At 64.5% G+C, this 21,528-nt stretch carries 30 protein-coding genes; 9 read left to right on the plus strand and 21 right to left on the minus strand.

What is annotated here, in order from left to right; translation table 11 throughout:
- The first annotated feature begins 2 nt into the window (after positions 1-2).
- The 9 genes from E0E41_RS07265 to E0E41_RS07305 all read left to right on the plus strand — a co-directional run bounded on the left by E0E41_RS07265 (position 3) and on the right by E0E41_RS07305 (position 6,645).
- Complete coding sequence (locus tag E0E41_RS07265) at positions 3-959, plus strand: D-2-hydroxyacid dehydrogenase (RefSeq protein WP_130869321.1); 957 nt, start codon at positions 3-5, stop codon at positions 957-959.
- A gap of 85 nt (positions 960-1,044) precedes the next feature.
- Complete coding sequence (locus tag E0E41_RS07270) at positions 1,045-1,389, plus strand: PadR family transcriptional regulator (protein WP_130869322.1); 345 nt, start codon at positions 1,045-1,047, stop codon at positions 1,387-1,389.
- Complete coding sequence (locus E0E41_RS07275) at positions 1,326-2,270, plus strand: permease prefix domain 1-containing protein (RefSeq protein ID WP_130869323.1); 945 nt, start codon at positions 1,326-1,328, stop codon at positions 2,268-2,270. The genes E0E41_RS07270 and E0E41_RS07275 overlap by 64 nt, the downstream gene beginning before the upstream one ends.
- Positions 2,263-2,889, plus strand: coding sequence for a DUF5044 domain-containing protein (locus E0E41_RS07280; protein ID WP_130869324.1), 627 nt, complete (start codon positions 2,263-2,265; stop codon positions 2,887-2,889). Before E0E41_RS07275 ends, E0E41_RS07280 begins: the two co-directional genes overlap by 8 nt.
- Before the next feature lie 4 nt (positions 2,890-2,893).
- Positions 2,894-3,655 carry a permease prefix domain 1-containing protein gene (locus tag E0E41_RS07285; RefSeq protein ID WP_130869325.1) on the plus strand — a complete coding sequence of 254 codons (762 nt, stop codon included), beginning with the start codon at positions 2,894-2,896 and terminating at the stop codon, positions 3,653-3,655.
- On the plus strand, positions 3,652-4,374 hold the full coding sequence (locus E0E41_RS07290; protein ID WP_130869326.1) for a hypothetical protein: 723 nt from the start codon (positions 3,652-3,654) through the stop codon (positions 4,372-4,374). Before E0E41_RS07285 ends, E0E41_RS07290 begins: the two co-directional genes overlap by 4 nt.
- A gap of 9 nt (positions 4,375-4,383) precedes the next feature.
- On the plus strand, positions 4,384-5,373 hold the full coding sequence (locus E0E41_RS18915; RefSeq protein WP_130869327.1) for a permease prefix domain 1-containing protein: 990 nt from the start codon (positions 4,384-4,386) through the stop codon (positions 5,371-5,373).
- Positions 5,370-6,089: a hypothetical protein gene (locus tag E0E41_RS07300; RefSeq protein ID WP_130869328.1), complete on the plus strand. Its 720-nt coding sequence runs from the start codon at positions 5,370-5,372 to the stop codon at positions 6,087-6,089. The genes E0E41_RS18915 and E0E41_RS07300 overlap by 4 nt, the downstream gene beginning before the upstream one ends.
- A 61-nt stretch (positions 6,090-6,150) precedes the next feature.
- Entirely contained in the window at positions 6,151-6,645 is a 495-nt protein-coding gene (locus E0E41_RS07305) for an S-layer homology domain-containing protein (RefSeq protein WP_130869329.1), read from the plus strand.
- Between the two features lie 34 nt (positions 6,646-6,679).
- On the opposite strand, the gene E0E41_RS07310 is transcribed toward E0E41_RS07305, so the two are convergent.
- The 21 genes from E0E41_RS07310 to E0E41_RS07410 form a co-directional block, all read right to left on the minus strand.
- Complete coding sequence (locus tag E0E41_RS07310) at positions 6,680-7,249, minus strand: DUF2313 domain-containing protein (RefSeq protein WP_130869330.1); 570 nt, start codon at positions 7,247-7,249, stop codon at positions 6,680-6,682.
- The gene (locus E0E41_RS07315; RefSeq protein WP_130869331.1) at positions 7,246-8,307 is read right to left on the minus strand and encodes a baseplate J/gp47 family protein; all 1,062 of its coding nucleotides are present in this window, start codon (positions 8,305-8,307) and stop codon (positions 7,246-7,248) included. Before E0E41_RS07315 ends, E0E41_RS07310 begins: the two co-directional genes overlap by 4 nt.
- A gap of 4 nt (positions 8,308-8,311) precedes the next feature.
- Positions 8,312-8,656, minus strand: coding sequence for a hypothetical protein (locus E0E41_RS07320; RefSeq protein WP_130869332.1), 345 nt, complete (start codon positions 8,654-8,656; stop codon positions 8,312-8,314).
- 4 nt (positions 8,657-8,660) lie between these two features.
- Positions 8,661-9,029, minus strand: a complete 369-nt coding sequence (locus E0E41_RS07325) for a hypothetical protein (RefSeq protein ID WP_130869333.1) — start codon at positions 9,027-9,029, stop codon at positions 8,661-8,663.
- A 15-nt stretch (positions 9,030-9,044) separates the two neighbouring features.
- Positions 9,045-9,995 carry a hypothetical protein gene (locus tag E0E41_RS07330; protein ID WP_130869334.1) on the minus strand — a complete coding sequence of 317 codons (951 nt, stop codon included), beginning with the start codon at positions 9,993-9,995 and terminating at the stop codon, positions 9,045-9,047.
- 1 nt (position 9,996) lies between these two features.
- A complete protein-coding gene (locus tag E0E41_RS07335; protein WP_242623720.1) occupies positions 9,997-10,494 on the minus strand; it encodes a LysM peptidoglycan-binding domain-containing protein in 498 nt (165 codons plus the stop codon).
- 77 nt (positions 10,495-10,571) lie between these two features.
- A complete protein-coding gene (locus E0E41_RS07340) occupies positions 10,572-11,066 on the minus strand; it encodes a hypothetical protein (protein ID WP_130869336.1) in 495 nt (164 codons plus the stop codon).
- Entirely contained in the window at positions 11,063-11,272 is a 210-nt protein-coding gene (locus tag E0E41_RS07345; protein ID WP_130869337.1) for a molybdopterin oxidoreductase, read from the minus strand. Before E0E41_RS07345 ends, E0E41_RS07340 begins: the two co-directional genes overlap by 4 nt.
- Complete coding sequence (locus tag E0E41_RS07350; RefSeq protein WP_242623721.1) at positions 11,269-11,700, minus strand: hypothetical protein; 432 nt, start codon at positions 11,698-11,700, stop codon at positions 11,269-11,271. The genes E0E41_RS07345 and E0E41_RS07350 overlap by 4 nt, the downstream gene beginning before the upstream one ends.
- On the minus strand, positions 11,697-12,086 hold the full coding sequence (locus tag E0E41_RS07355; protein WP_130869338.1) for a hypothetical protein: 390 nt from the start codon (positions 12,084-12,086) through the stop codon (positions 11,697-11,699). Before E0E41_RS07355 ends, E0E41_RS07350 begins: the two co-directional genes overlap by 4 nt.
- Positions 12,087-12,098: 12 nt before the next feature.
- Positions 12,099-13,121 (minus strand): phage tail sheath C-terminal domain-containing protein, encoded by a 1,023-nt coding sequence (locus tag E0E41_RS07360; protein ID WP_242623828.1) that lies wholly within the window; start codon positions 13,119-13,121, stop codon positions 12,099-12,101.
- Between the two features lie 2 nt (positions 13,122-13,123).
- The gene (locus tag E0E41_RS07365; protein ID WP_242623722.1) at positions 13,124-13,627 is read right to left on the minus strand and encodes a hypothetical protein; all 504 of its coding nucleotides are present in this window, start codon (positions 13,625-13,627) and stop codon (positions 13,124-13,126) included.
- Between the two features lie 61 nt (positions 13,628-13,688).
- Positions 13,689-14,027 carry a hypothetical protein gene (locus E0E41_RS07370; RefSeq protein ID WP_130869340.1) on the minus strand — a complete coding sequence of 113 codons (339 nt, stop codon included), beginning with the start codon at positions 14,025-14,027 and terminating at the stop codon, positions 13,689-13,691.
- Entirely contained in the window at positions 14,024-14,389 is a 366-nt protein-coding gene (locus E0E41_RS07375) for a hypothetical protein (protein ID WP_242623723.1), read from the minus strand. Before E0E41_RS07375 ends, E0E41_RS07370 begins: the two co-directional genes overlap by 4 nt.
- The gene (locus E0E41_RS07380) at positions 14,386-15,420 is read right to left on the minus strand and encodes a phage major capsid protein (RefSeq protein ID WP_130869341.1); all 1,035 of its coding nucleotides are present in this window, start codon (positions 15,418-15,420) and stop codon (positions 14,386-14,388) included. The genes E0E41_RS07375 and E0E41_RS07380 overlap by 4 nt, the downstream gene beginning before the upstream one ends.
- 18 nt (positions 15,421-15,438) lie before the next feature.
- Complete coding sequence (locus E0E41_RS07385; RefSeq protein ID WP_130869342.1) at positions 15,439-15,780, minus strand: hypothetical protein; 342 nt, start codon at positions 15,778-15,780, stop codon at positions 15,439-15,441.
- Positions 15,781-15,810: 30 nt separating this feature from the next.
- Entirely contained in the window at positions 15,811-16,695 is an 885-nt protein-coding gene (locus E0E41_RS07390) for a hypothetical protein (RefSeq protein WP_130869343.1), read from the minus strand.
- A complete protein-coding gene (locus tag E0E41_RS07395) occupies positions 16,692-17,864 on the minus strand; it encodes a phage portal protein (protein ID WP_130869344.1) in 1,173 nt (390 codons plus the stop codon). The genes E0E41_RS07390 and E0E41_RS07395 overlap by 4 nt, the downstream gene beginning before the upstream one ends.
- Before the next feature lie 13 nt (positions 17,865-17,877).
- The gene (locus tag E0E41_RS07400; RefSeq protein WP_130869345.1) at positions 17,878-19,131 is read right to left on the minus strand and encodes a PBSX family phage terminase large subunit; all 1,254 of its coding nucleotides are present in this window, start codon (positions 19,129-19,131) and stop codon (positions 17,878-17,880) included.
- Positions 19,128-19,427, minus strand: a complete 300-nt coding sequence (locus E0E41_RS07405; RefSeq protein WP_130869346.1) for an XRE family transcriptional regulator — start codon at positions 19,425-19,427, stop codon at positions 19,128-19,130. The genes E0E41_RS07400 and E0E41_RS07405 overlap by 4 nt, the downstream gene beginning before the upstream one ends.
- A 135-nt stretch (positions 19,428-19,562) precedes the next feature.
- Positions 19,563-21,221, minus strand: a complete 1,659-nt coding sequence (locus tag E0E41_RS07410) for a ribonuclease J (protein ID WP_130869347.1) — start codon at positions 21,219-21,221, stop codon at positions 19,563-19,565.
- Positions 21,222-21,528: the final 307 nt, after the last annotated feature.

A 21,528-nucleotide genomic window follows, 5' to 3' on the forward strand; every position in this document is an offset into this window, starting at 1 on the left:
CTATGGAAACCATTCTCCACCTGCTCCCCCTGACCCCGGACCAGCAGGCGGCCTTCCGGGCCGCGGCGCCGGAGGCGGAGCACCTGTTCCTCCCCACTCACGACCGGCGGGGCGCCGTGGACATCCCCCCGGACTGGCGGCAGCGGGTCACCATTCTGATGGGCTTCGTGCCGCCTCAGGATCTCAAGACCTTCCCCCGCCTGAAGTGGGTCCAGAGCTGGAACGCCGGAGTGGACCCCTACCTGGTCCCCGGCGTGCTGCCGGAGGGCGTAGTGCTCACCTGCGCTGCCGGGGCCTACGGCCCCGCCGTGTCCGAGCATATGCTGGCCACGCTGCTGGCCATCTATAAGGACCTGCCCCGCTACCGGGACCAACAGCATGAACATCTCTGGCGGGACCTGGGCCCGGTCCGCTCCCTCCACGGCAAAACCGTGCTGGTGGGAGGTACCGGCGATATCAGCCGCCACTTCGCCCGGCTGTGCCGGGCCCTGGGGGCGGCGACGATCTGGGGCCTCCACCGCTCAGACAAGCCGGTGGAGGATTTTGACCGCACCTTCCCCATGTCGGAGATCGACGGGCTGCTCCCCCAGGCCGACGTGGTGGCCCTGGCCCTCCCCCACAATGCCGACACCGCCGGTCTGATGGACCGCCGGCGGCTGCTGCTGATGAAGCCGGACGCCGTCCTCCTCAACGCCGGCCGGGGCTCCGCCGTGGACTGCGCCGCCCTGGCGGAGGTGCTGTCCGGCGGCCACCTGCTGGGAGCCGGGATGGACGTCACCAGCCCGGAGCCCCTGCCCCCGGACCATCCCCTGTGGGACGCCCCCCGGGCTCTCATCACCCCCCACACCGCCGGGGGCTACGACCACATGGCCCTCACTCTGGACAACCTCTGCGCCCTGTTCCTGGACAACCTGGACCGCTGGCTGAACGGCCGGCCCCTCCGCAGCCGGATGAAGTAAACACCCTATTGACATACCTCGATTTCCTAGGTATACTATGCCTAGAGAATCGAGGTATATTTTTTTGTGGAAAGGAGGACGTTCCATGAAAGCGGACAAATCCCTGCTCAACGGCAGCGCCACTCTGCTGGTGCTCTCCCTTCTGTCGGGGGAGGACAAGTACGGCTATCAGATGATCGCCGAGCTGGAGGAGAAGAGCGACCACACCTTTTCCATGAAGGAGGGCACGCTCTACCCCATCCTCCACACCCTGGAGAAGGAGGGGGCGGTAAACTCCTACGAGAAGGAGGCCCCCACCGGCCGCACCCGGAAGTATTACCACATCACCAAAAAGGGCCTGCGCCTGCTGGGGGAGAAGAAGGAGGAGTGGACCACCTTCTCCCAGGCGGTGAACGCGGTACTGGCCGGGTCCGCCCCGGCCATGGCGTGATGGAGGCCCCCTCCACTCCCCGGTCCTCCATCGGGGAATTCTGCAAAGCGGTGTGCTCCTTCGTCCGCTTCTGGCCGGACCACGATGCCATTACCGCCGAGCTCACCGCCCACATGGAAGATCACCGGGACGCTCTGCTGGAGCGGGACCCCGCGCTGTCCCCGGAGGAGGCGGAGGAGCGGGCGGTGGCCGCCATGGGGGACCCGGAGGCCCTGGGCCGGGAACTGGACAAGAGCCACAACCCCCTGCCCGGCTGGTTTCAGATCTTGTTCCGGGTGTCGGTGCGGACCGGTCTGGTCCTTCTGCTGCTTTTTTACTTTCTGCCCATAGGAGTTAACGCCCTGGGGATTGCCCTGAACCCGCCCCTCTACAACGACGACACCGGCGTCATTGTGGAACACTACGACCAGGTGGAGGTGCTGGCAGATTACCGGCCGGAAAACACGGCCTGCTATCTGGAGCACTACACCTTCTCGGCAGAGCGGGTGCTGGTCACCCCCCGGGAACACTCCGTGACCGGGGAGCCCGCCCTGCGGGTAAGTGTCCTGCTCAAAGCCGTCCACCCCAATCCCAGCCTGCGCTCCCCCCGGATTTCCGGCTGGCTGTGGGCGGAGGACAACCTGGGCAACCGCTATCCCGGTATAAACCAATTTGAAGCCGCGGAACAGCTGCATGACCTGTACCCGGAACAGGCTCCCGCCCCTGTCCTCAGCACCACCATGGGCGGGACCTCTCTCCAAACGCCTTTCGTGACCTATTACGATGTGTACATCACCGACGTGGACCCGGAGGCCGCGCAGCTCACCCTCCGCTTTGACCGGTACGGGGAGATCCAGCTCTCCTTTCCCCTGTCCCTGAAAGGAGGCGGAGCAGATGTCTAGAGTTCCCGCCACCCCTACCGTCCGCCGCCGGCGGCTGGTGATTGATCTGCTGCTCTTTCTGGTGCTGCTGGCCCTGTTGGCCTTCCTGTTTCTGTCCAACCAAACGCCCTATCTGACCGAAAAGCAGGCTCTGGCCGGCACACAGGTCATCTATCTCTATGGTCCCGGCGATGTTCTGGCCCGAACAGAAACGGAAGATACCGTCACCTACCTGCTTCAGGACGGGGACAGCTATGCCCTCTGCGGCCTCACCCGCCGTAACGGCCCGCTCTGGTCTGCCGGCGGTCTGGCCTCCGTCGTCAGGGACCGGACCTATCCCATGACCGCTCTGCCCACCGCCCAGTATCTGCTGGTGATCGTCAACGACCCGGACATTGCGGAGGTGGATGTGCTCTGTTACGATCGCTTCAGCGGCGGATTTCATAGTCTGAACCTGCCCCAGGTCACAGCCGGGGACTGCTACCTGTTCCAATACCCAGATCAGCAAACCCCCTACAAATTCAGTTCCGGAGACTTTCTTCTCCGGGGCTATGACGCCGAGGGGGCCCTGCGCTATGAGACCGCCGCTCCCGACCACTGGACGGAGCAGTGGGGCCTGACCATACCGGAAGCGAGGTGAGCTTATGGAGGAAGGTTTTAACAGCTACTGCGACAAGGTGTGCTCGGTGATCCGCTGGAAGCCCGCCCGGGAGGCGGCCCGGCGGGAGCTGCTGGACCACCTGGAGGACCATGCCGACACTCTGAAGGGCCGGGGCGTTCCCTCCGGCGAGGCCAGGCAGCAGGCAGTAAAGGCCATGGGAGACCCCTACGAGATCGGCCACCAGCTGGACCGCTGCCACAGCCCCCTGGTCCCCCGGCTGTCCCGAATTTTCATCCTGCTGGCTCTGGTCGTCCTGGTTCTGAGCCTGGTCATCGGATTCCGGAACGACACCGGCATCTTTGCCCTGTCCGGTCTGTTTGCCCAGACTGCCTCCCTGCCCTATAACGGCGACGGCACGGTGGAGATCTCCGGCGCCGCTGCCGGCGGAGGAAAGCTGGCGGGCTACACCCTCACACCCTCCAGCGAGGCTGGGCTGGTGCTGATCTCTGAGGATGAAACGGACCGGGAATACCAGCTCCAGTGTCCGGTATCTGTCAGCTACCGCCCCTGGCAGCTGCCTATGCTTGGCAGTGGTGCCGACGCCGTCTGGACGGACGACACCGGTGCTTCCGGCTGTGCGAACTTTTCTTTTAAAAGCCATTTTAAGCCTTTGTTCGGCGCTAGCGCCTGGCTGCAGATCTTTGATCCCACCCCCGGCGCACAGCAGTTTACCGTCACGCTCAGTTCCACAGAAGAGACCGTCACCATCTACATCACCCTACAGGAGGAGGTGCCCGCAGCATGAGCCGGTTCCGCTATGTGATCCTCCCCCGTATTCTGCTGGTCCTCAGCACCCTGGCTCTGCTGGCGGCCTTGTTCCTGCTGTGGCTCTCCCTGGAGCGCCCCCTGCCCACCATCGCCCTGGCCTGCCGCCAGGCCGGCCCCGCCAACTGCTTTACCGGCGGGGAGATGCTCGCCTCCGGCCCCATCCGCCTCAATCAGGCCGAGCCGGACGTCGACGCCTGGGCGGTGCTCCGCTCCGGAGACAAATATGCCGCAACAACCTTAAAGCGCACAGCCGGTGTGCTGTGGACAGTGCCCCAATTCAGTCTGTTTGTATTCTCCCCGGAGGAGGGCCAGACACTCTTACCCTGTCCCATCGCTTTGTTCCACTATTTCTCCTACGCGGATGGGAGCACGGGCTCCCCATATGTAGAGCAGGAAATCCTGTGGGAGATGCTTCCTCTCGCCATCTGCACCGATCCCTCTGTGGTAAAGCTGGAGGGGGAGTTCCTGTGGCTGGGCGATTGGGAAGACCCCCGGGAGGCCCTGGCCCAGCGTGGGGTATCCCTCTCTTTGTCCCCCGCCGGGAACGGTGTGTGGGCGGGAGAGCCCGCACTGATTCCCAATGTCCCAGATAACCCCAACGACAGCGCCACCTACAGCACTTACTCCATCTGGCTCCGGGGCTACGACGCCGCCGGCAATCTGATCTGCTCTTTCCCCTCTCAAACGATGGAATGAGGTGAGCCCATGGAGGAAGGATTTAACAGCTACTGCGACAAGGTGTGCTCGGTGATCCGCTGGAAGCCCGCCCGGGAGGCGGCCCGGCGGGAGCTGCTGGACCACCTGGAGGACCATGCCGACACTCTGAAGGGCCGGGGCGTTCCCTCCGGCGAGGCCAGGCAGCAGGCAGTAAAGGCCATGGGAGACCCCTACGAGATCGGCCACCAGCTGGACCGCTGCCACAGCCCCCTGGTCCCCCGGCTGTCCCGAATTTTCATCCTGCTGGCTCTGGTCGTCCTGGTTCTGNGGAAGCCCGCCCGGGAGGCGGCCCGGCGGGAGCTGCTGGACCACCTGGAGGACCATGCCGACACTCTGAAGGGCCGGGGCGTTCCCTCCGGCGAGGCCAGGCAGCAGGCAGTAAAGGCCATGGGAGACCCCTACGAGATCGGCCACCAGCTGGACCGCTGCCACAGCCCCCTGGTCCCCCGGCTGTCCCGAATTTTCATCCTGCTGGCTCTGGTCGTCCTGGTTCTGGGCCTGGTCATCGGGTTCTGGAATGACACCGGCATCTTTACCCTGTCCGGTCTGTTTCCCCAGACTGCCTCCCTGCCCTATAACGGCGACGGCACGGTGGAGATCTCCGGCACCGCTGCCGGCGGGGGAAAGCTGGCAGGCTACACCCTCACACCCTCCAGCGAGGCTGGGCTGGTGCTGATTTCGGAGGATGAAATTGACCGGGAATACCAGCTCCAGTGTCCGGTCACCATCACCCACTATCAGCCCTGGCGTCCGCCTATGGCGGCCTACCAGGCCTATGCCGTCTGGACAGATGACACCGGAGCTTCCGGCTACGCCTATTTCTCCTCCTACCATAAGGACGCTCTACTGGGCTCCACTGCCTGGCTGCGCATCGTGGACCCCACCCCCGGCGCCCGGAAGTTTACCGTCACCCTCAGCTCTACCGAGGAATCCGTCACCATCTACATCACCTTACAGGAGGAGGTACCCCCATCATGAGCCGGTTCCGCTATGTGATCCTCCCCCGCCTGCTGCTGGCCCTCAGCGCGCTGGCTCTGCTGGCGGCTCTGTTCCTGCTGTGGCTCTCCCTGGGGCGGCCCCTGCCCGCCATTTCCCTGGCCTGCCGCCAGGCCGCCTCATCCAACTGCTTCACCGGCGGTCAGTTGCTGGCCTCTGGTGCCGTCCGCATGGAGGAGGCCGAGCCGGAGTCCGACGCATGGGCGGTGCTCCACTCCGGAGACAAGTATGCCATGGTGGAGCTCAACCGTACCGCCGGCCTGCTGTGGTCGGTACGGGATTTTCTGGTTGTGGATGCTTCTCAGTTCAGCGCTCAGGACATCTTTTCCCTTCCGACGGTGATTTCGTATTTTTACTATGAAACAGAAACGCCCCAGCCCCTTCCCCTCCCGCCCGATCTGCCGGTGCGGGGCTACGAGCAGATCCCTTTGGCCATCTGTACCAACCCCTCTGTGGTGCGGGTGGAAGGTGAGCTGCTGTGGCTGGGCCACTGGGAAGATCCCCAGGAGGCTCTGGCGGAACGGGGCGCGCCCATCACCTGGTCGTCTGCGGGCAACGGCGTGTGGGTGGGTGAGCCTGTGCGCGCCGACCTGCCCGCCAAGCCCGACGGCAACGGCCACAGCGGCACCCTGTCCGTCTGGTGTCGGGGCTACGACGCCGCCGGCAATCTGGTCTGTTCCTACGATCCTACGGCGTAGCCCTCCTTCGACAGCATACTGTTCCAGTTTATGGTATGCTCTCCACAAAGGAGGATATGCCATGCGACAGCTGATTCCCGCTCTGCTGCTGCTCACCCTGCTGGTGCCCGCCGCCGCGGCGGTGGAAGCCCCCGTCACCCGGGCCCAGTTTGTCTCCGCCCTGTGGACGTGGGCGGGCGCTCTGCCCGCCGCGGGAACGCAGCCCTTTTCCGATGTACCGGAAGGCGCACCCTGGGAACCGGCCGTGTGCTGGGCCCACGACCAGGGTCTGATCCAGGGCACCGGCGGCCTGCTCTTCACTCCCGACCGGCCCATTACCCGGGAGGAGGCTGCCATCCTGCTCCGGCGGTATGCCGCCAGCACGGGCCGGGATGTGTCCTTTCCCGAGATCGCCCGCTGCAATAACTATGAGGAGATCTCCCCCTGGGCGGACGATTCCCTCTACTGGGCCGCCGGCACCGGGCTGATGGACTGGTCGGAGACCGGCCGGCTGGATCCCCAGGGCACCCTGACCCAAACCCAGCTCACCACAATTCTCACCCGGTTCTCCCCATAACGCCGAAAAGGCGGCCCGCGCTGCGGGCCGCCTTTTATCGTACCATTTTCTCCATCTGGTCCCAGGTGGGGCCCAGGGCCTCGATGTCCCCCCAGGTGGCGAATCTCGCCTCCAGCATGGCCCAGGTGACGTACCAGTACACGTACTCGATTTCCACGTGGGCGGGCAGGATGCTCTCGATGATAGCCGTCATTTCCTCAAATCCATCGGGAATTCCGGGCACATCAGGGAAGCGCACGATCACCTTTCCCGGGGTACCGGTCTCCTCTGCTACAGCATTGACCCCGCACCCCTTCAGGTTGTCGTTGATGGCTGCCAGGGTAAAACTGTCTCCGCTGATGCGCAGCAGGGCGGCCAGGGCCGCTCTGCGCATTTCCAGGTCATCGGTCACCGGCTTCCGGGTCAGCAGGGCCTCGATGCTTTCCAGTCCCCGGCCCTGGGCGGTGGAAATCAGCATCTCCCGCTGGATCTCCTCCAGAGTGTCCGAAACGCCGTCCAGGGCCGTCCCCTGGGCGTCCAGCTCCCCGCCGTTGGCGGTGCCGTCCAGATCATAAACCCGCAAGGGCCGCAGCAGCTGCCGCAGGTACTCCCCGTAGCCGCTCATACCGCCGCCTCCAGTTCCGAGACAGTGATGCTCTGCAAGCGGGGCAGCACGTCGTCCTCCACCGCCACGTCGGCGGCGGGGGAATCAATGACGTAGTTTTTTACCCCGTCCACAGCGAAGGTCAGCGCCCCCAGCCTGGCCCGGAGTACGTTCTGCCCCAGCAGCCGCCCGTCGAACCAGCTCCGGACGGCCTGTTCCACCGCCTGGCGCACCGTCTCCCCGTCCCGGTTGTCCTCCGCGGCAACCCGAATGGTCACTGCTACATTTTTGACCTCCGGGGCCCGCACCTGGACGTCCACAGCGATCTCCCGCCGCTGCTCAAAGTAGCTCTGCAATTCCTCCAGCAGTTCCCCGTCGGGCACCCCCGCCGGGGTGGACACCACCACGTCCACGCTGCCCACCCCTCTGGGCCGGGGCACCGCCACGGCGGCCGCCACCTGAGGGAAGGACATGGCCTCCTGCTCGTAATAGGCGGCGTTGGCCCCGTTGGGCATCCGCCGGAAGGTCTCCAGCACCCGGCTTCTCAGAGCCTCGTCGCTCTCGGCGTCCAGTCCGCCGGAAAAGCCCTCAGGGTTGGTGCAGCGGCTGACCCCCACCGGGGCCACCGCCATGGCCCGGATAGCGTCCGCCGCCACATTGCCGGACGCGCCCGGCTCAATGGCCCGGGCGGGTACCTCCACCGCCGTCTCCCCGGCACGGATGGTCCCCTCCCGGGTGGTCTCAAAACGCACGCCCCCGGCGGTCATGCACACCGTCCCCGCCTGGATAACCAGGTCAGTGTCCGCGGCAGAATCGGTCTCAAACCGGATAACGCCCTCCGCCGCTGCTGCCTCTCTCCGGGTCAGGCCCCGCAGCTGGGCGTGCAGGTCCAGATAGTCCTCCACGGCAGTCTGCGGGAAACACTGCCGGTTCACCCAGTCTGCCTGCACGTACAGGGCGTAGATCTGTTCCGCCACGGCGTACAGCCGCACCGCCATATCTCCGCCGCCGTTCAGGGTCAGACCTGTTTCCTTTTGGAACAGGTCCACCATCTGCTCATAGATTTCGTCTGCCGTCATGTTCTCACCATCCTCCCAGCTCCATGGTCAGCGTCAGATCCTCGCCCCGCCAGTCCAGGTGGAGCCTGAGCGTGCCGTTCTCCCCCAGCTCCGCCGCCGTCACGATCAGCTCCGGCTCGTCGGCCAGGGCCTGGGCAGCGTACTGCCTGGCCATGCTCTCCCGCTGGGTGGGCTTGCACCGGCTCAGCTGATACAGCTCGCTGCCCAGCTCCGGCAGGGGCGGAAAGCTCCCCTTGGGGATGGACAGCTTCCACATGACCCGCTGCAAAAGCTCCTGACTGCCCTCCGCCCGGCGGAGCCCGCCGTTTCCGTCCATGACATAGTCGCCATCCCGCACCATCAGTTCCATCCGCTCACCCCATTACCATCACCGGCTGCCCGTTAACTGTCAGCGTGCCGGTAATATCCACCGTCCCGTCCTTTTTCAGGCGCAGCACAGCCTTACCGCTGTGAAGGAGGATCTCCCCCTCCTCCAGCTCCCACTTGTCCTGGCAGCGCTCACCCAGCACGCAGGGCACTTCTCCCTGCTCGCCGGTCTTGATCACCAGTACTTGCTCTCCCCGGCGGGGCCGCCACACGTACCCGCCGGGGGCGAACACCGGCACCTGCCGCCGCTCGCCGTCCAGACAGACCCCCACCGGGTCGCCGGGCAGGGTGACCTGCCCCACGGCGGCGGCGGTCGCCGGCTCCGGCCTCCGTCGGCTCCGCTCCGCGATCCACATTTTCATCCTTCCTCTCTATTGCAGCGCCTCAGGCACCCCCAGGGTCAGCCTGGTGTGGAGCCCATTCCCGTCCAGTCCGCAGGTCATCTCCGCCACCCGCCAGACGCCCCGTCCCACCGGGTACCTTGGCGCCAGCGTCACCAGATCCCCCGGCCAGGCCAGGAAAGCTCCGGGCAGCTCCAGCTCCATCTGCCGCAGTTCCTCCCGGCTCCGGGCAAGCTGGTAATCTCCCGAATAGCGCATGGCCTGATAGGTGCTTTTTCCCGGCATGGTGAGCACCCTCCGGCACAGACCGCCCCGCCGGACAAAGTCGGCATTTTCCACTTTCTGCACCGCCTCGGTGGTACGGTCCCTCACCAGCACCTGGGACAGGACCCCGTAGCGCTGATCCCGCAGGGTGAGGGCGGTAATAGCCCCGTTTTCGCCGATCCGCAGGGTTTCCTGATCCGGCCACGGTCCGACTTCCAGCCTGCCCAGCCGGTCAAACCGGGGCGTGACCCCGCCGTAGTAGCGGCAGAACTCATAGACCACCTGCCACTCGCTGCTGCCGGTCTCCACCACAAACCCGGGCACTGCCGGCAGATTCACACCCGGCAGGGCCTGGATGCCGTAGGGTGTCACATGGTCCCGCAGGATATCCTGCCAGGTGGCCACCTGGTACTCCATCCCCAGCGCCTCATTGTCCAGCAGCCGGGCGGCCATGCTCCGGCCGGAGACCGTGAGAAATCCACCGCTTCCGTTCCAGCCCCGTTCGCACTCGTCCACCACGCCGGTGAATACCGTCTCCCCGTTTTCCACCGCCGTAAAGGTGACCGCCTCGCCCAGCAGATCCTCCCCCTCCGGCTTCCACAGGCAGGTAAGCAAAAAGCTGTCGCAGGGCGTGCCCCGCCCATATTGAAACTGCCATGCGGTGACATCTGGCAGTTGGATTTCCCTGCCGTCCCAGCAGGTCAGTTTCCCCTCCATCTCACGCCACCCGCACTTTCTGCCCCACCAGGATCAGGTTGGGGTTTTTGATCTGGGGATTGAGGGCCACCAGGGCGGTGAGGCTCATCCCATACCTTTGGGCGATACCCCACATGGTGTCCCCCCGCACCACCGTGTACCACTGTTCCTGACCGGCGGCCGGGACGCTCTCCTGCTGCCCGCTGCTGCCGCTGACGGAGGCGGTGACTTTGGTGCCGGTGCTGTGCCCGTCGTAACTCTCCCAGAAGGTGAAGTGGTAGCGCACATAGTCCGCCCTAGGCTCCTGGGTGAGGGAGAGTTCCACGAAATAGGCGTTGGAGGTCTGCCACACCGGGTGGACCAGCAGGCCCGGCCCGTCGGAGTAGAACACCGTGGCCAGCTGCTTGAACAGCTCATAGGCGTTCTCCCCCACAAATTCTCCCTCGCCCTCCATGATCCGCTGCTCCGGTCCCAGATCCTGGAGGACATACCGTCCAAAGGGCACCTTGTCAGCCCCCATAGTCCGCCTGAATCCAATGGAATACACCCTGGGATTGTGGGGCCAGACGAAGTCCTTATATCGCATTGCCGCCAATCTCACAGCAGTTGAAACCCCCCGTCAAATCTTCTGGCGTCCCGGCGCACCAGCCGGTCCAGCCCGGCGGCGTCCCAGCCGCCGGGCTGGACCTTCTCTCCCGGTTTCTGCAGGGTCACCACCCGGCTCTCCGGCCGGGCGGCGGGCAGCTCTGTCAGGCTCCGGCGCAGTTCCCGGTAGATCCAGTCCGCTCCGGGCGCGGTACTCCGCACCGCCCCCGCCGCTTCCGGCCGGCGGGCATAGCCTTCCGCGGTCACTTCCTCAAAGAGCAGCCCGACAGCCGCGGTGTCCCCATCCGCCGTCTCACCGTCCGAGGTTTCTTCCGCCTGGCGGCCGCTCTCCGCTGTTCCGACCGCCGTGCCATCCGGGCCCGCCGGTTCCTCCGTATCTGCAACGGGGAGCGTGGTCTCCTCCCAGGCCTTCCGCCAGTCGTTTTCCGCCCGGCGTTCTTCCCGTTCCTCCTGCTCCCGCAGAATGCTTGCAATGTAATCGGTCAAACCCGCTCACCCCGCTTCATCCGCTCATAGCGCTCCTGATCAAAGGAGGCGTTCTGCGCCGCCGCCGTCTCCCCTGCGGGCATACCGCACACCGGGCAGCGGTCCTCCTCCGCCTCTGCCCGGCAATGGGGACACAGCCGCTCCAGCGCCTCCTCCCGATCCAGCATCAGGTTGAGGGCGCACCACAGGTAATCTCTCGCCTTCATTTTTTGTGCCCGTTCCTCCGTCGGAAGGGCCTGAAAGGTCCGGAGCACACGCCAGCGAAGGCGCTCATCAGGCGCGTGCTCCAGGCTTTTTTTAGGGCCAGAACATCCTCCGCCCCATCCTCCGGGGATGGATTTTCCGTCCGATCCAGCTCATTCCACCGCCGGGCCAGCTCCCCGATCTCCCGGGCGCTCAGCCCTTCCAGCACTGCCCGGCCGGAGGGAAATACCGGCTTTCCCTTCCGTTCCAGGGCCCGGGCCAGCAGGCAGGCGTTGGCGCACAGGGCCCGCTCTCCCTCATTTTGAGCCAGCTCACCGGCTTCCCGGCCCGCCTCCAGTACCTCCAGGGCGGAGAGGAGCCGCAGCTCCCTTCCGTCCTCCAGCCTCAGCCGCTCCCTCCGGCTGAGGATGGACTGCCGCTGGGCCGTCATACCGCCGTCTCGATCCGCCTGGAGGCCACCACGGTGATCTTCTCCACCACCATGGCCCCCAGGGCGCCGGTCTCACCGATGGAGCTCCACTGGCAGCCGGAGTAGATGATCTTCCGGTCCGGCTTGCAGATTACCAGGCTGAAATCCTCCAGATCGTGGAAGTTGATCCCGTCCCGAATGGCCTCGTCGGTGGCGTACAGCCGGGTCAGCTCAATGACGTGGCTGCGCTGGCCGGGGATGGTGGCCACCGGCTCGTCCTCGCCGAAGGCCTCCACATTCTGACTGGTCCGGGTGGACTTGGCGGAGTAGCTCTGGACCACCGCCACCTTTTTCCCGTCGATCTCCAGATAAATGTCGCTGCTGGTGGGAAATCCTGCGACTTTCATAGGCATCCTCCTTTACACCGTGATGTGGGCGCTGAGCCAGATCTGGTTCAGGCCGTGGGCCACCGTGAAGGAGAAGTCCACCAGGCACACCGTGGGATTTTCCGTGTCCGCCTGCACCGTGACATTTTCGTAGCCGGTGATGATCTCCCGGCTCAGCTTGTTCTCCAGCTCCAGGATCACCTGGGAGCGGATAGCCCCTCTGGTCTGCTCCGTGTTCTTGGTCCTGCGAAACTTGGAGCGCAGGGAATCCCGGACTGTGGGGATCACATCATCCACGATCCGGATGGTGGTCAGCTCCCGCCAGGTGGCGTCAGGCGCTTCCCCGCTCTTGGTGCGGCTCGTGACGGCCCGCACCACACTGACGATGCCGCTCACCCGCTCCAGGGGGGTGACGCCGCCCCGCACCAGGGTGTCGATCTCGTTGTCGGTATACTGGGCGTCCAGACCGCCCAGGCCCTTCAGCTCCGCCCCTCCCAGGGGCACGGCGGGGTCGGTCTCCCCGGCGATGGCTCCCGCCACGGCGGCGGCCAGCAGGCAGGAGGCGTCCCCGGGAGCCAGCAGCACTACCCGTTCGCTGTTGATCTGGCCCGCCCGCTGCACCAGGTTGTCCACACTCTCTCCCGCGCCGCCGCATACCACGGCGATGCGCTCCCGCCGGGCCTCAGAGGCGGCGCACACGCTGTCCCGCAGCTTCTGCTGCACCGCCGCGTCTGTGCTGTCGCACACCACCAGGGCCACATCCTCTTCCGCCTCCAGCAGAGCGAAGGCGGCCCCATAGCCCTCCGCGTTGGCCACCGGAACCGCCCGCACCTGGGCCGCACCGTTGAGCAGCAGCAGGCGCACCAGCTCCGTCAGATTTTCCCCCTGGCCGAAGGTGGTCACCGCGTCCTCGTAGCGGTTGAGGACATACAGGGTCCCCGCCTCGCCCTTGGTGCACACCGCTACCAGACCTGCGGTCTGTCCGCCGCCGGTGCTGCTGACCACGGTGGAGGCGTCATAATCGGAATACACCCCCGGTCTCTCATGGGTCGTCATACTCAAATCCGGCTCTCTCCTCTCACAATAAAGTCCAGGAAGGTGCCGCCCTCCTCCGCCACAGCGTAGAGGTAGCCCTGACACAGGGCCTCCACCGTCCGGTGGTACAGGCCGGCCCCCTGGTCAAACTCGGTCTCTCCGCAGGAGAGCTCCAGCAGCCGCAGCCCCGGAGGGCCCTCCCGCCGCAGGGCCTCCGCCATCCGGTCAAAGGCGGACTGGATGGCCGCCGCGCCCCCGTTTTGGGGCGCATACAGGTCCAGACCGAAGGTCAGTACGATCTTTTTCCCGTACAGCTCCTGCCACTGGCCGCTCTCCTCGTCGTACCGCTCTCCCAGATAGTCCTGAAAGCCCCCCGGCCCCCCCTGACAGGCCCGGAGGGACACGGCGGCCACCGCCCCCTTCCGGCGGAGCCGTCCGCTGTCCGGGTAAGCGCACACCGCATCGATGCCCTGGCCGTTCAGGTATTCGGCCATCCGCTCCCGGACCTCTCCAAACTCCAAACTCACGTTCCCGTCCTCTCCTCCCGCCCATCGCAGGGGCCGATGCCCTCATCGGCCCGTCGCTTTTTCATGCATCCTCATCCCGGATCACCAGTAAGCCCCACCAATAGGCCAGCTCGTCGCCCAGCCAGACGGGCTGAGCGGCGCGGATGGAGAACTTTTTCTCTCCCCACGCCACATAGCCGTCACCCAGAGCGTCCAGGGAGACCTCCGGGCCGCCCAGATAGATCCACTGATCCTGCCGCACCAGTCCCAGGGGGGTGGGGAGGGTCTGGTACCCCTCCCCACGGCGCTCCAGGGCAGGCTGGAGGAAGGCCCGGCATACCGTACCCGTCTCAGCGTTCTCCTTGTATACCGTTACCTTCTGACCGTATTTCTCCAAAATCCTGCTCCATGCGCCTGTCATCCCTGGACCCCCCGGAACACAAATCCGCTGTCCTGCAAATAGGGCCCCAGCACCGTCTCGGCCTGGAGGCGGAGGGCGCGGGCCCGCTGGGCGCCGTCTCCGTTCTCCTCCTGGATGGAGACCTCACCGGCGGTGAACTTCAGGGGCGCGGTTCCCATCCCGTTGGCCGCCATGGCTGACAGCGCCAGCCAGGCGCAGCCCAGCACATAGGCCTGCCCGCAGTCCTCCGGGGTCACGCCGTCCCGCAGCCGGCCGGCCGCCTCAGCCTCCGCCGCCTGACACAGGGCGGTGAGGACCTCCAGATCCTCATCCGCCACTCTGCCCAGCTTCCGGGCCATGGCTACGATCTCCTCGCTTCTCATTTCAGCTTCAGCACCTTGGCCGCCTCGGTAAAGAGCTTGGCAAAGCCGGAGATGGAGGTGATGGCAGCCCGCTCCAGCTGGCGGTCGATGAGCTTGTCATACTCCACCATCACGTCGGAGCCCTGCACCATCTCCAGGGCATACCGCTTGTCCAGGCCGATGAGCTTGCCGCTCTCCAGGGCGGAGGTGCGCAGCAGGGTGGCCCCCAGGGGGGTGGCCAGCTTGCCGGTGCCCTGGAAGTTGAGGCCGGTAAGGGGATTCTGGAACTCGTCCATCTTGAGCATCTGGCGCATCATGTCGCCGGACACCAGCAGGGTGTTCATCTCGTAGGGCTCGAACTGGGCCCAGAAGTCCACCAGCTCATCGTAGGTCAGGGTACCGGCGGTACCGCCGATGGTGCCGTCGCCCACGGTAAACTCCTGTGCGGGGTTCTTGTTGCCGTCGCCGTTAAGGAGCACGTCGATGGCGTCCTCCAGGTGCATCCGGTTGATATGTGCGCCGATCTGCCGCAGGGTGACGGAGAACAGGTCCAGCTTCTGATAGCGGATGGCCTCGTAGGAGGCCACCAGCATCCGGCCCCGCTTGTGGAGCTTCACCAGGTTCTCCTGGGTCTTGACCTGGGTCTGGGGGATCTCGGCGCCCTCCTCCACCCGGCGCAGGGCCTTCTGGTCGTCCTCGGGGACGGAGGCGATGGAGCGGTAGTCCATGCCATCGAACCGGGTGACGGCGGCTGTGATGTGGGGGAGCAGGTCGCTCTCCTCCATGCCCTGGCGCACCGACCGGGCGATGTACTCGGGGAACAGCACGGCGGACTGGCTGGTGGAGAAGAACTTTTCCACCACGTCGCTGCCCGCGCCCTTCACCTTGATGTCAAAGCGCTTGAGCTGCCGCTGGTAGGCGTCCAGGCCCTCCAGCGCGGTGCCCTTGTACTGCTCGGAGGGGTCCTCCCGCTCCAGCACCTGGGTAAAGGTGCGGCCCGCCTCGTTGTACATGCCCTTTTCCAGCTTGAGATTGTCGAACCGATAGCTCATATACTTATCCTCCCTTTCTTACAGACAGATCACGGCGCTGTCGGTCTCCACCCGCACCACCAGGTACTCGGTGCCGGCAGAGGTGTCCAGCTTCATGCCGCCGGAGCCGTCGGCGGACAGCTTGCACCAACCGGCGGTAATGCTGCCGCCGCTGACAGGCACCTTTACCAGGCCGCCCAGCTGCACGGCGGCGTAGCCGTCCTCAGCGGACAGGGTCATACCGCAGATCTTGTTGCCCGCGGCGCAGGCGCCCACCGTACCGTCGGCGGTGACCTTGACCACCTGACCGGCAGCCACGCCCTCCGCACATGCGAAGGTGGCCACCATCTCGCCAATACCCTCAAAGGAAATCTTGCTCATACTCCTGCTCCTTTCTTTTGCTTCCCTGTTTTAAATCAGAAACGCTCCGTCTCTCTGTTCCAGTTCCAGGCCCTCTGAGCCCTTCAGCTGGGTCTCCGGGCCCCAGGCCTTGTCCACCTGCCGCTGGAAGGCTGCCCGCAGCCCCTCCAGCTCCGGCTCCTCCAGCCGTCCGGCAATGGCCTTCAGGGTATCATGTTCCAGGCCCAGCTCCGCCAGGCCTCCCAGCCGGACCACCTCGTCCTTCAGCTTCCGGAGGTATTTCCGGCCCAGCTCTGCCTCCCGTTCCAGCTGCTCCATATCCTGTCTCACGCTCTTCATCACCCCCGCCTCTTTTTGTGCCGGTACCGCCACGAAAGACCACTCATAGGCGTCGGTGGCCCCCACCAGGTCGGCCCAGCACAGCTTTCCGTCATAGGTCATGCCCTTCTCGTGGGGGCACCGGCTCTTGTCCCGGATATTCTCCCCACAGATGGAACACCGGGCCTCCGCCACAGCGCAGCCCACGCTGACCTCCTTCTTGATCCCGCCCTCGATCTCGGCGATCAGGTCCCGGTTGCCCTCCGTGCGCAGCATGTAGGCGTAGCCCTTCAGGTAGCACAGCGGCTCTCCCGCCTCGGTCAGGACCCCTTCATCCCGCACCAGCTCGGTGCGGTAGATGCGGGCAGCCTGCCCCCGGGCGCTCCACTGGTGGTCAAAGATGCCGCTTTTGCCCACGAACAGCCTGGCCAGCTCCTCCAGGGTCTCCACCGGGAACCGCTCGCCGTCCCGGTCCACCTGGTTGTCGCACAGCCGCACCGCAAAGGCGTATACCTCCTCCGCCGTCAGGGTTTTTCGGCTCATGGCGTTGATGAGCCCCAGCTCGGTTTCGTCCAGGGCCAGTTCCTGATCCAGCCCTGCCTGTTTGGAAATTTTCATTCCCGCTCTCCCTTCTCCCGTGCGTCGTTGTCCATCCGCAGGCTTCTGGTCTGCTGCCGGTAGAGCTGTGCTCTGGCCTCCTCCACCAGATCCTGCAGGTTGATGTCCTGCCAATCCACTTCCACCTTGCTGTCGTAGCCGTGCAGCCTGAGCCACAGCTCGCAGATCCGCTCCACCACCGGCTCCAGGGAGCGGCGGATGGCGGTGATCTCACTGGTCATCATGTCGGCCTGCTGGGTGCTCATCCGCTCGGTGGAGGACCAGGACAGGCCCAGCAGGAAGGGCGGGATGCCGGTACGGGCCACCAGCTGCTCCAGGATCTGCCGCACCGGCACCTCGCTGTCCAGCACCTGGTTGTCCGCCCCGATGACCTTGATGTCCACATCCCCCACCGCCACGAAGTCCCGCACGGAGCCGTCCTTGCCCGCCTGCATGGCGGCGGACCACTCCCGGGCGATCTGCCGGCTGCGCTCCATCACCAGGCTCTGGTCCATGGGTGTGTCCCCGGGCTTGTACACCACGGCGAAGCGGACGTTGCCCATCCGCTCCCAGTTCATTCCGGTGGCCTGGTAGATCTTCAGCAGGATCCCGGTGAGGAAGGGCATGGACCGGAGCATACTCACCCCGTAGGGGCTGTCCGTCTCCGGCTGGAAGGGGGTGAACAGCAGCAGGTCCTGCCTGGGCAGTTCCCGCATGGTGCCATTCCCGTCTCTCCCCCAGATGGCGAACTTCATGGGGGAATCCCCCTCCTTGATCTCGATGTCCGCCACGTTGCCGCACAGCAGAGCGGCGATGTCGGTGCGCCTGCGGTCCGGGACGATCTCCCCCACCGCCCGGCCGCAGGTGAGCATGGAATCCAGATAGCAGTCCAGGAAGGACTGGATGCCCCGCTGTCCTCTGCCTGTATCCACATGCTGAAGGAACCAGTCCAGCCCCTCCTGGGCCTTTTGGTCCCGGCAGATCACCTTCACCCCGCCGCTGAGGCGGATGAGCTTCCAGATGGCGGCGTCCACGATGGGCACCGCCTCCCGGATGGCCCGGTAAATGGCGATCTCCCCATGTCCCAGGGGGACGTATCCGTCCAGCACGCCGAAGGGGTGCCTGCCCCCTTCCCGGATCTGGACGGCCAGGCCGCCCCCGCCGCTTTCCTTTTTTTGAAACAATCCCATACCCACACTCCTTTTAAAACCTGTCCCGCTCCACACATAATCCCATCCAAAGTCCGCCTCCCCGCTCTCCCGCCACCGAAGATGCGAAATAGCGGATATCGTCCATGGCATGGTCGTGGATCTTCTTCACCCGGTCCCCCACCGCCTTCTCGTCCCAGCAGTAGAGGGAGAACTCCCGGATGGCGTCGGTGCAGGGGGCGCAGATCACCAGTTCTCCCTTCCGCAGCAGTTCGGCGGTGGTACGGATGCCGGCCAGTACATCGTTGTCCGCCTTTTCCACCGTCCATCCCCTCCGGCGGAGCAGCTCGATAAAGCTGGCGGCGGAGGGATCCACCACGATCTTCTGGATGTGCCTGCCCCCCGCCAGCTTTTCCAGCTCGTCGGCGTACTCTCCGTCGGTCTTCTGCCGTTTTTCCGCCCTGGAATCGTAGTAGTACTCCTTCACCCGATACCACACCCCGTCCCGTTTCCCCCACAGGCCAAAGGAGGCGGGGTTGACCGTGCCGTAATCGCAGGAGATGCGCCACTGCTCCATCTCCCCCTCCGGAGCCGGTTTGACGAAGCTCTCGTCGAAGAAGTCGTACACCCGCCCCTCGGCGGCCACCCACTCACCCAGCACGAACCTGCGGTAAAAGGTGCCGCTGAAGCTGCGGGCGTACCGGCGGATGACCCTGGGGGACAGGGCGGGGTTGTCCTCCATGGTAAAGTGGAGGTAGAGGGCGTTGCGCTCCTCTGCTTTCTGGACCCACTCCTTGTAGAACCAGTGCTCCGGCCCCTCCGGGTTGCAGGAGAACCACAGCCGGCTCCCCTCCACGGAGCATCGGGCGCAGGCCTGCTCCACGAAGGACCGGGGCATAAGGGCCGCCTCATCCAGCAGCACTCCCGCCAGGGTGATGCCCTGGATGAGGGCGGCGCTCCCCTCGTCCTTTCCGCCGAAGAGGTAGAAGGTGTTCTCCCCGCCGCCGAAGCGGACGATGATCTTGTTCTGGGACACCTTCTCCTCCCACTGGAAGCCCAGCTCCTTCAGTACCGGGGCCAGGGTGTTCAGCAGGTTGCGCCGCAGGGCGGTAACCGTCTTGCCGCACAGGCCGAAGGTCTGTCCCCGGTAGGTACGCATGGCCCAGCAGAAAAAGGACAGTCCCATGCACAACGTCTTTCCGCTGCGCACCGCTCCGTCACAGATGATCGCTTCCCGGCCTCTGGTCCGGGGCGCGCACCACCAGGTGAGCACCTGTTTCTGCTTGGGGGAAAAGGTCCGGAACCTCATGTCTCCTCTTTTCCTTCCGCCTTGCCCTCCCAGGCCCGGAAAAAGTCCACAGCCTTCTGCTCCTCCTGGCCGGCAGACAGGTCCACCAGCAGTTTGAGCACTGCCACCCGGTCCACCAGCTTCACTTCGGAGCCTCCCTTTTCGCTGCGCCGGAACTCAGTCAGAGGGGTCAGATCCAGTTCGTCCAGTTCCTCCAGAGGCATTCCGTCCAAAAAGGCCAGCTTGACCGCGTCGTTGACCCGGCACTGAGCCAGCTTTTCGATCTGCCTGAGCAGCCGTGCCCGTTCATTTTTCAATTCTCTCACTCCTCATCCCTGGTGTCCCGGCGCAAAAGATTGACCGTTTGCATACACCTAAGAGGCATCCGACTGATTTTGGGCATAAAAAAACCGCCTCCGGCACGTTTGTGCCGGAGGCGGTTTTTATGATGTTTACACTTCCATGATAACAGGCAGGATCATGGGATTGCGCTTGGTCTTTTTGTAGAGGAAGCCGGAAATAGCGCTCTTGATCTCCGACTTGATCGCGGCCCAGTCGTTCATGCTGTCCCGCTGGCAATTCTCCAGAGCGTTGACAGCCACCTTCCGCAGCTCCTCCATCAGGCCCTCGGACTCCTTCACATAGACAAAGCCTCTGGTGATGATGTCGGGGCCGGAGACCACGGACCCGTCCTCGCCGGACATGGACACCACTACCACGATCATGCCGTCCTCGGCCAGGTGCTTCCGGTCCCGGAGCACCACACTGCCCACGTCACCCACGCCGTAGCCGTCCACGAACACCCGGCCGGCGGGTACGGTGCCGTTGATCTTGGCGGAGTTGGGGGTAAGCTCGATGACCTTGCCGATATCGCTGATGATGATGTTCTTGGGATCCATCCCCATCTGCTGGGCCAGCTTGGCGTGGATCTTGAGCATCCGCTGCTCCCCGTGAACAGGGATAAAGAACTTGGGCTTCACCAAGGCGTGGATGATCTTCAGTTCCTCCTGGCAGGCGTGGCCCGACACATGGAGGGACCGCTCCCGCTCGTTGAGCACCTCGGCGTCCTTCCGGTAGAGCTCATTGATGACGCTGCCGATGGAGTTCTCATTGCCGGGGATGGCAGAGGCGGAGATGATGACCCGGTCGCCGGCCTGGATATCCACCTGCCGGTGGGTGTTGAAGGCCATGCGGGTAAGGGCGGACATGGTCTCGCCCTGGCTGCCGGTGGTGATGATGCACACCTTGTTTTTGGGCAGGCTCTTGATGTGGGCCAGGTCCACCAGTACGCCGTCTGGGATGTTCATATACCCCAGCTCGGTGGACACCTTCATGGCGTTCTCCATGGAGCGGCCGGTGACGGCCACCTTCCGCCCGTAGCGGGCGGCCACATCAATGATCTGCTGGATGCGGTCCACATTGGAGGCGAAGGTGGTGACGATGATCCGCTGCTCGCAGCCCCGGAACAGGGCGTCAAAGGAATCGCCCACGCTGCGCTCGCTCTTGGTGAAGCCGGGGCGCTCCACATTGGTGGAATCGGCCAGCAGGGCCAGAACGCCCTCCTTGCCCAGCTGTCCCAGCCGGCCCAGGTCGATCATGCCTCCCTGGATGGGGGTGGGGTCGATCTTGAAGTCGCCGGTGTGGACCACGGTGCCCACGGCGCACTTGATGGCAAAGCCGCAGGCGTCGGCGATAGAGTGGTTCACATGGATAAACTCCACGGAGAACTTGCCAGCCTTCACCGTCTCTCCCGCCTCGCAGGTGATGAGCTTGGTCTTGCTCAGCAGCCGGTGCTCCTCCAGTTTGAGCTTCACCAGCCCCGCGGTCATCCTGGTGGCGTAGATAGGCGCGTTCACATCCCGCAGAAGGTAGGGGATGGACCCGATATGGTCCTCGTGCCCATGGGTGAGGAAAATCCCCCGGATGCGATCCTTGTTTTTGATGAGGTAGGTGAAGTCGGGGATGACCACATCGATGCCGTACATATCGTCATCGGGGAATCCCATGCCCACGTCCACCAGGATCATGTCTCCGCCATACTCGTAAACGGTCAGGTTCTTCCCGATCTCGTTGAGGCCGCCCAGAGAAATTATTTTCAATTTTTCAGCCATAAAAGTCTTGCTACACTCCTTTAAAATACAGAAAATGTAAATTCTATCCGGACATATCGAAGATGCGGGCACACAAAAGAAAGGCGGTGGGTCCCCGCTCTTTCCGGCCCTGCCTCGTCGGAAAAAGGGATGACCAACCATCGCCTGGCGTACCGTATCCATGCTATGTCTCTGCCTTATCAAAGCGCACGGCGGCGCATAAAGCCATAATGATGATGATAGTATACCACACCGCAGGGGAAAAGTATACCTTTATTTTCTGCCGCCCGAAGGATAGGATTTTCCGCTCCGTCGTGTTACAATGGGA

The sequence above is a fragment of the Intestinimonas massiliensis (ex Afouda et al. 2020) genome, from assembly GCF_900626285.1.
Taxonomy (GTDB): domain Bacteria; phylum Bacillota; class Clostridia; order Oscillospirales; family Oscillospiraceae; genus Flavonifractor; species Flavonifractor massiliensis_A.

Coding starts and splice junctions, on each gene's coding strand:
- E0E41_RS07385 (WP_130869342.1), bottom strand. CDS start 15,780: ATGAGCAAGATTTCCTTTGAGGGTATTGGCGAGATGGTGGCCACCTTC.
- E0E41_RS07330 (WP_130869334.1), bottom strand. CDS start 9,995: ATGGAGGGGAAACTGACCTGCTGGGACGGCAGGGAAATCCAACTGCCA.
- E0E41_RS07390 (WP_130869343.1), bottom strand. CDS start 16,695: ATGAAAATTTCCAAACAGGCAGGGCTGGATCAGGAACTGGCCCTGGAC.
- E0E41_RS07270 (WP_130869322.1), top strand. CDS start 1,045: ATGAAAGCGGACAAATCCCTGCTCAACGGCAGCGCCACTCTGCTGGTG.
- E0E41_RS07350 (WP_242623721.1), bottom strand. CDS start 11,700: ATGACGGCCCAGCGGCAGTCCATCCTCAGCCGGAGGGAGCGGCTGAGG.
- E0E41_RS07310 (WP_130869330.1), bottom strand. CDS start 7,249: ATGAGCGGCTACGGGGAGTACCTGCGGCAGCTGCTGCGGCCCTTGCGG.
- E0E41_RS07305 (WP_130869329.1), top strand. CDS start 6,151: ATGCGACAGCTGATTCCCGCTCTGCTGCTGCTCACCCTGCTGGTGCCC.
- E0E41_RS07400 (WP_130869345.1), bottom strand. CDS start 19,131: ATGAGGTTCCGGACCTTTTCCCCCAAGCAGAAACAGGTGCTCACCTGG.
- E0E41_RS07375 (WP_242623723.1), bottom strand. CDS start 14,389: ATGAGAAGCGAGGAGATCGTAGCCATGGCCCGGAAGCTGGGCAGAGTG.
- E0E41_RS07355 (WP_130869338.1), bottom strand. CDS start 12,086: ATGAAAGTCGCAGGATTTCCCACCAGCAGCGACATTTATCTGGAGATC.
- E0E41_RS07265 (WP_130869321.1), top strand. CDS start 3: ATGGAAACCATTCTCCACCTGCTCCCCCTGACCCCGGACCAGCAGGCG.
- E0E41_RS07290 (WP_130869326.1), top strand. CDS start 3,652: ATGAGCCGGTTCCGCTATGTGATCCTCCCCCGTATTCTGCTGGTCCTC.
- E0E41_RS07410 (WP_130869347.1), bottom strand. CDS start 21,221: ATGGCTGAAAAATTGAAAATAATTTCTCTGGGCGGCCTCAACGAGATC.
- E0E41_RS07395 (WP_130869344.1), bottom strand. CDS start 17,864: ATGGGATTGTTTCAAAAAAAGGAAAGCGGCGGGGGCGGCCTGGCCGTC.
- E0E41_RS07325 (WP_130869333.1), bottom strand. CDS start 9,029: ATGTGGATCGCGGAGCGGAGCCGACGGAGGCCGGAGCCGGCGACCGCC.
- E0E41_RS07315 (WP_130869331.1), bottom strand. CDS start 8,307: ATGACGGCAGACGAAATCTATGAGCAGATGGTGGACCTGTTCCAAAAG.
- E0E41_RS07370 (WP_130869340.1), bottom strand. CDS start 14,027: ATGACAGGCGCATGGAGCAGGATTTTGGAGAAATACGGTCAGAAGGTA.
- E0E41_RS07380 (WP_130869341.1), bottom strand. CDS start 15,420: ATGAGCTATCGGTTCGACAATCTCAAGCTGGAAAAGGGCATGTACAAC.
- E0E41_RS07345 (WP_130869337.1), bottom strand. CDS start 11,272: ATGAAGGCGAGAGATTACCTGTGGTGCGCCCTCAACCTGATGCTGGAT.
- E0E41_RS07280 (WP_130869324.1), top strand. CDS start 2,263: ATGTCTAGAGTTCCCGCCACCCCTACCGTCCGCCGCCGGCGGCTGGTG.
- E0E41_RS07360 (WP_242623828.1), bottom strand. CDS start 13,121: ATGACGACCCATGAGAGACCGGGGGTGTATTCCGATTATGACGCCTCC.
- E0E41_RS07285 (WP_130869325.1), top strand. CDS start 2,894: ATGGAGGAAGGTTTTAACAGCTACTGCGACAAGGTGTGCTCGGTGATC.
- E0E41_RS07335 (WP_242623720.1), bottom strand. CDS start 10,494: ATGGGGGCTGACAAGGTGCCCTTTGGACGGTATGTCCTCCAGGATCTG.
- E0E41_RS07320 (WP_130869332.1), bottom strand. CDS start 8,656: ATGGAACTGATGGTGCGGGATGGCGACTATGTCATGGACGGAAACGGC.
- E0E41_RS07300 (WP_130869328.1), top strand. CDS start 5,370: ATGAGCCGGTTCCGCTATGTGATCCTCCCCCGCCTGCTGCTGGCCCTC.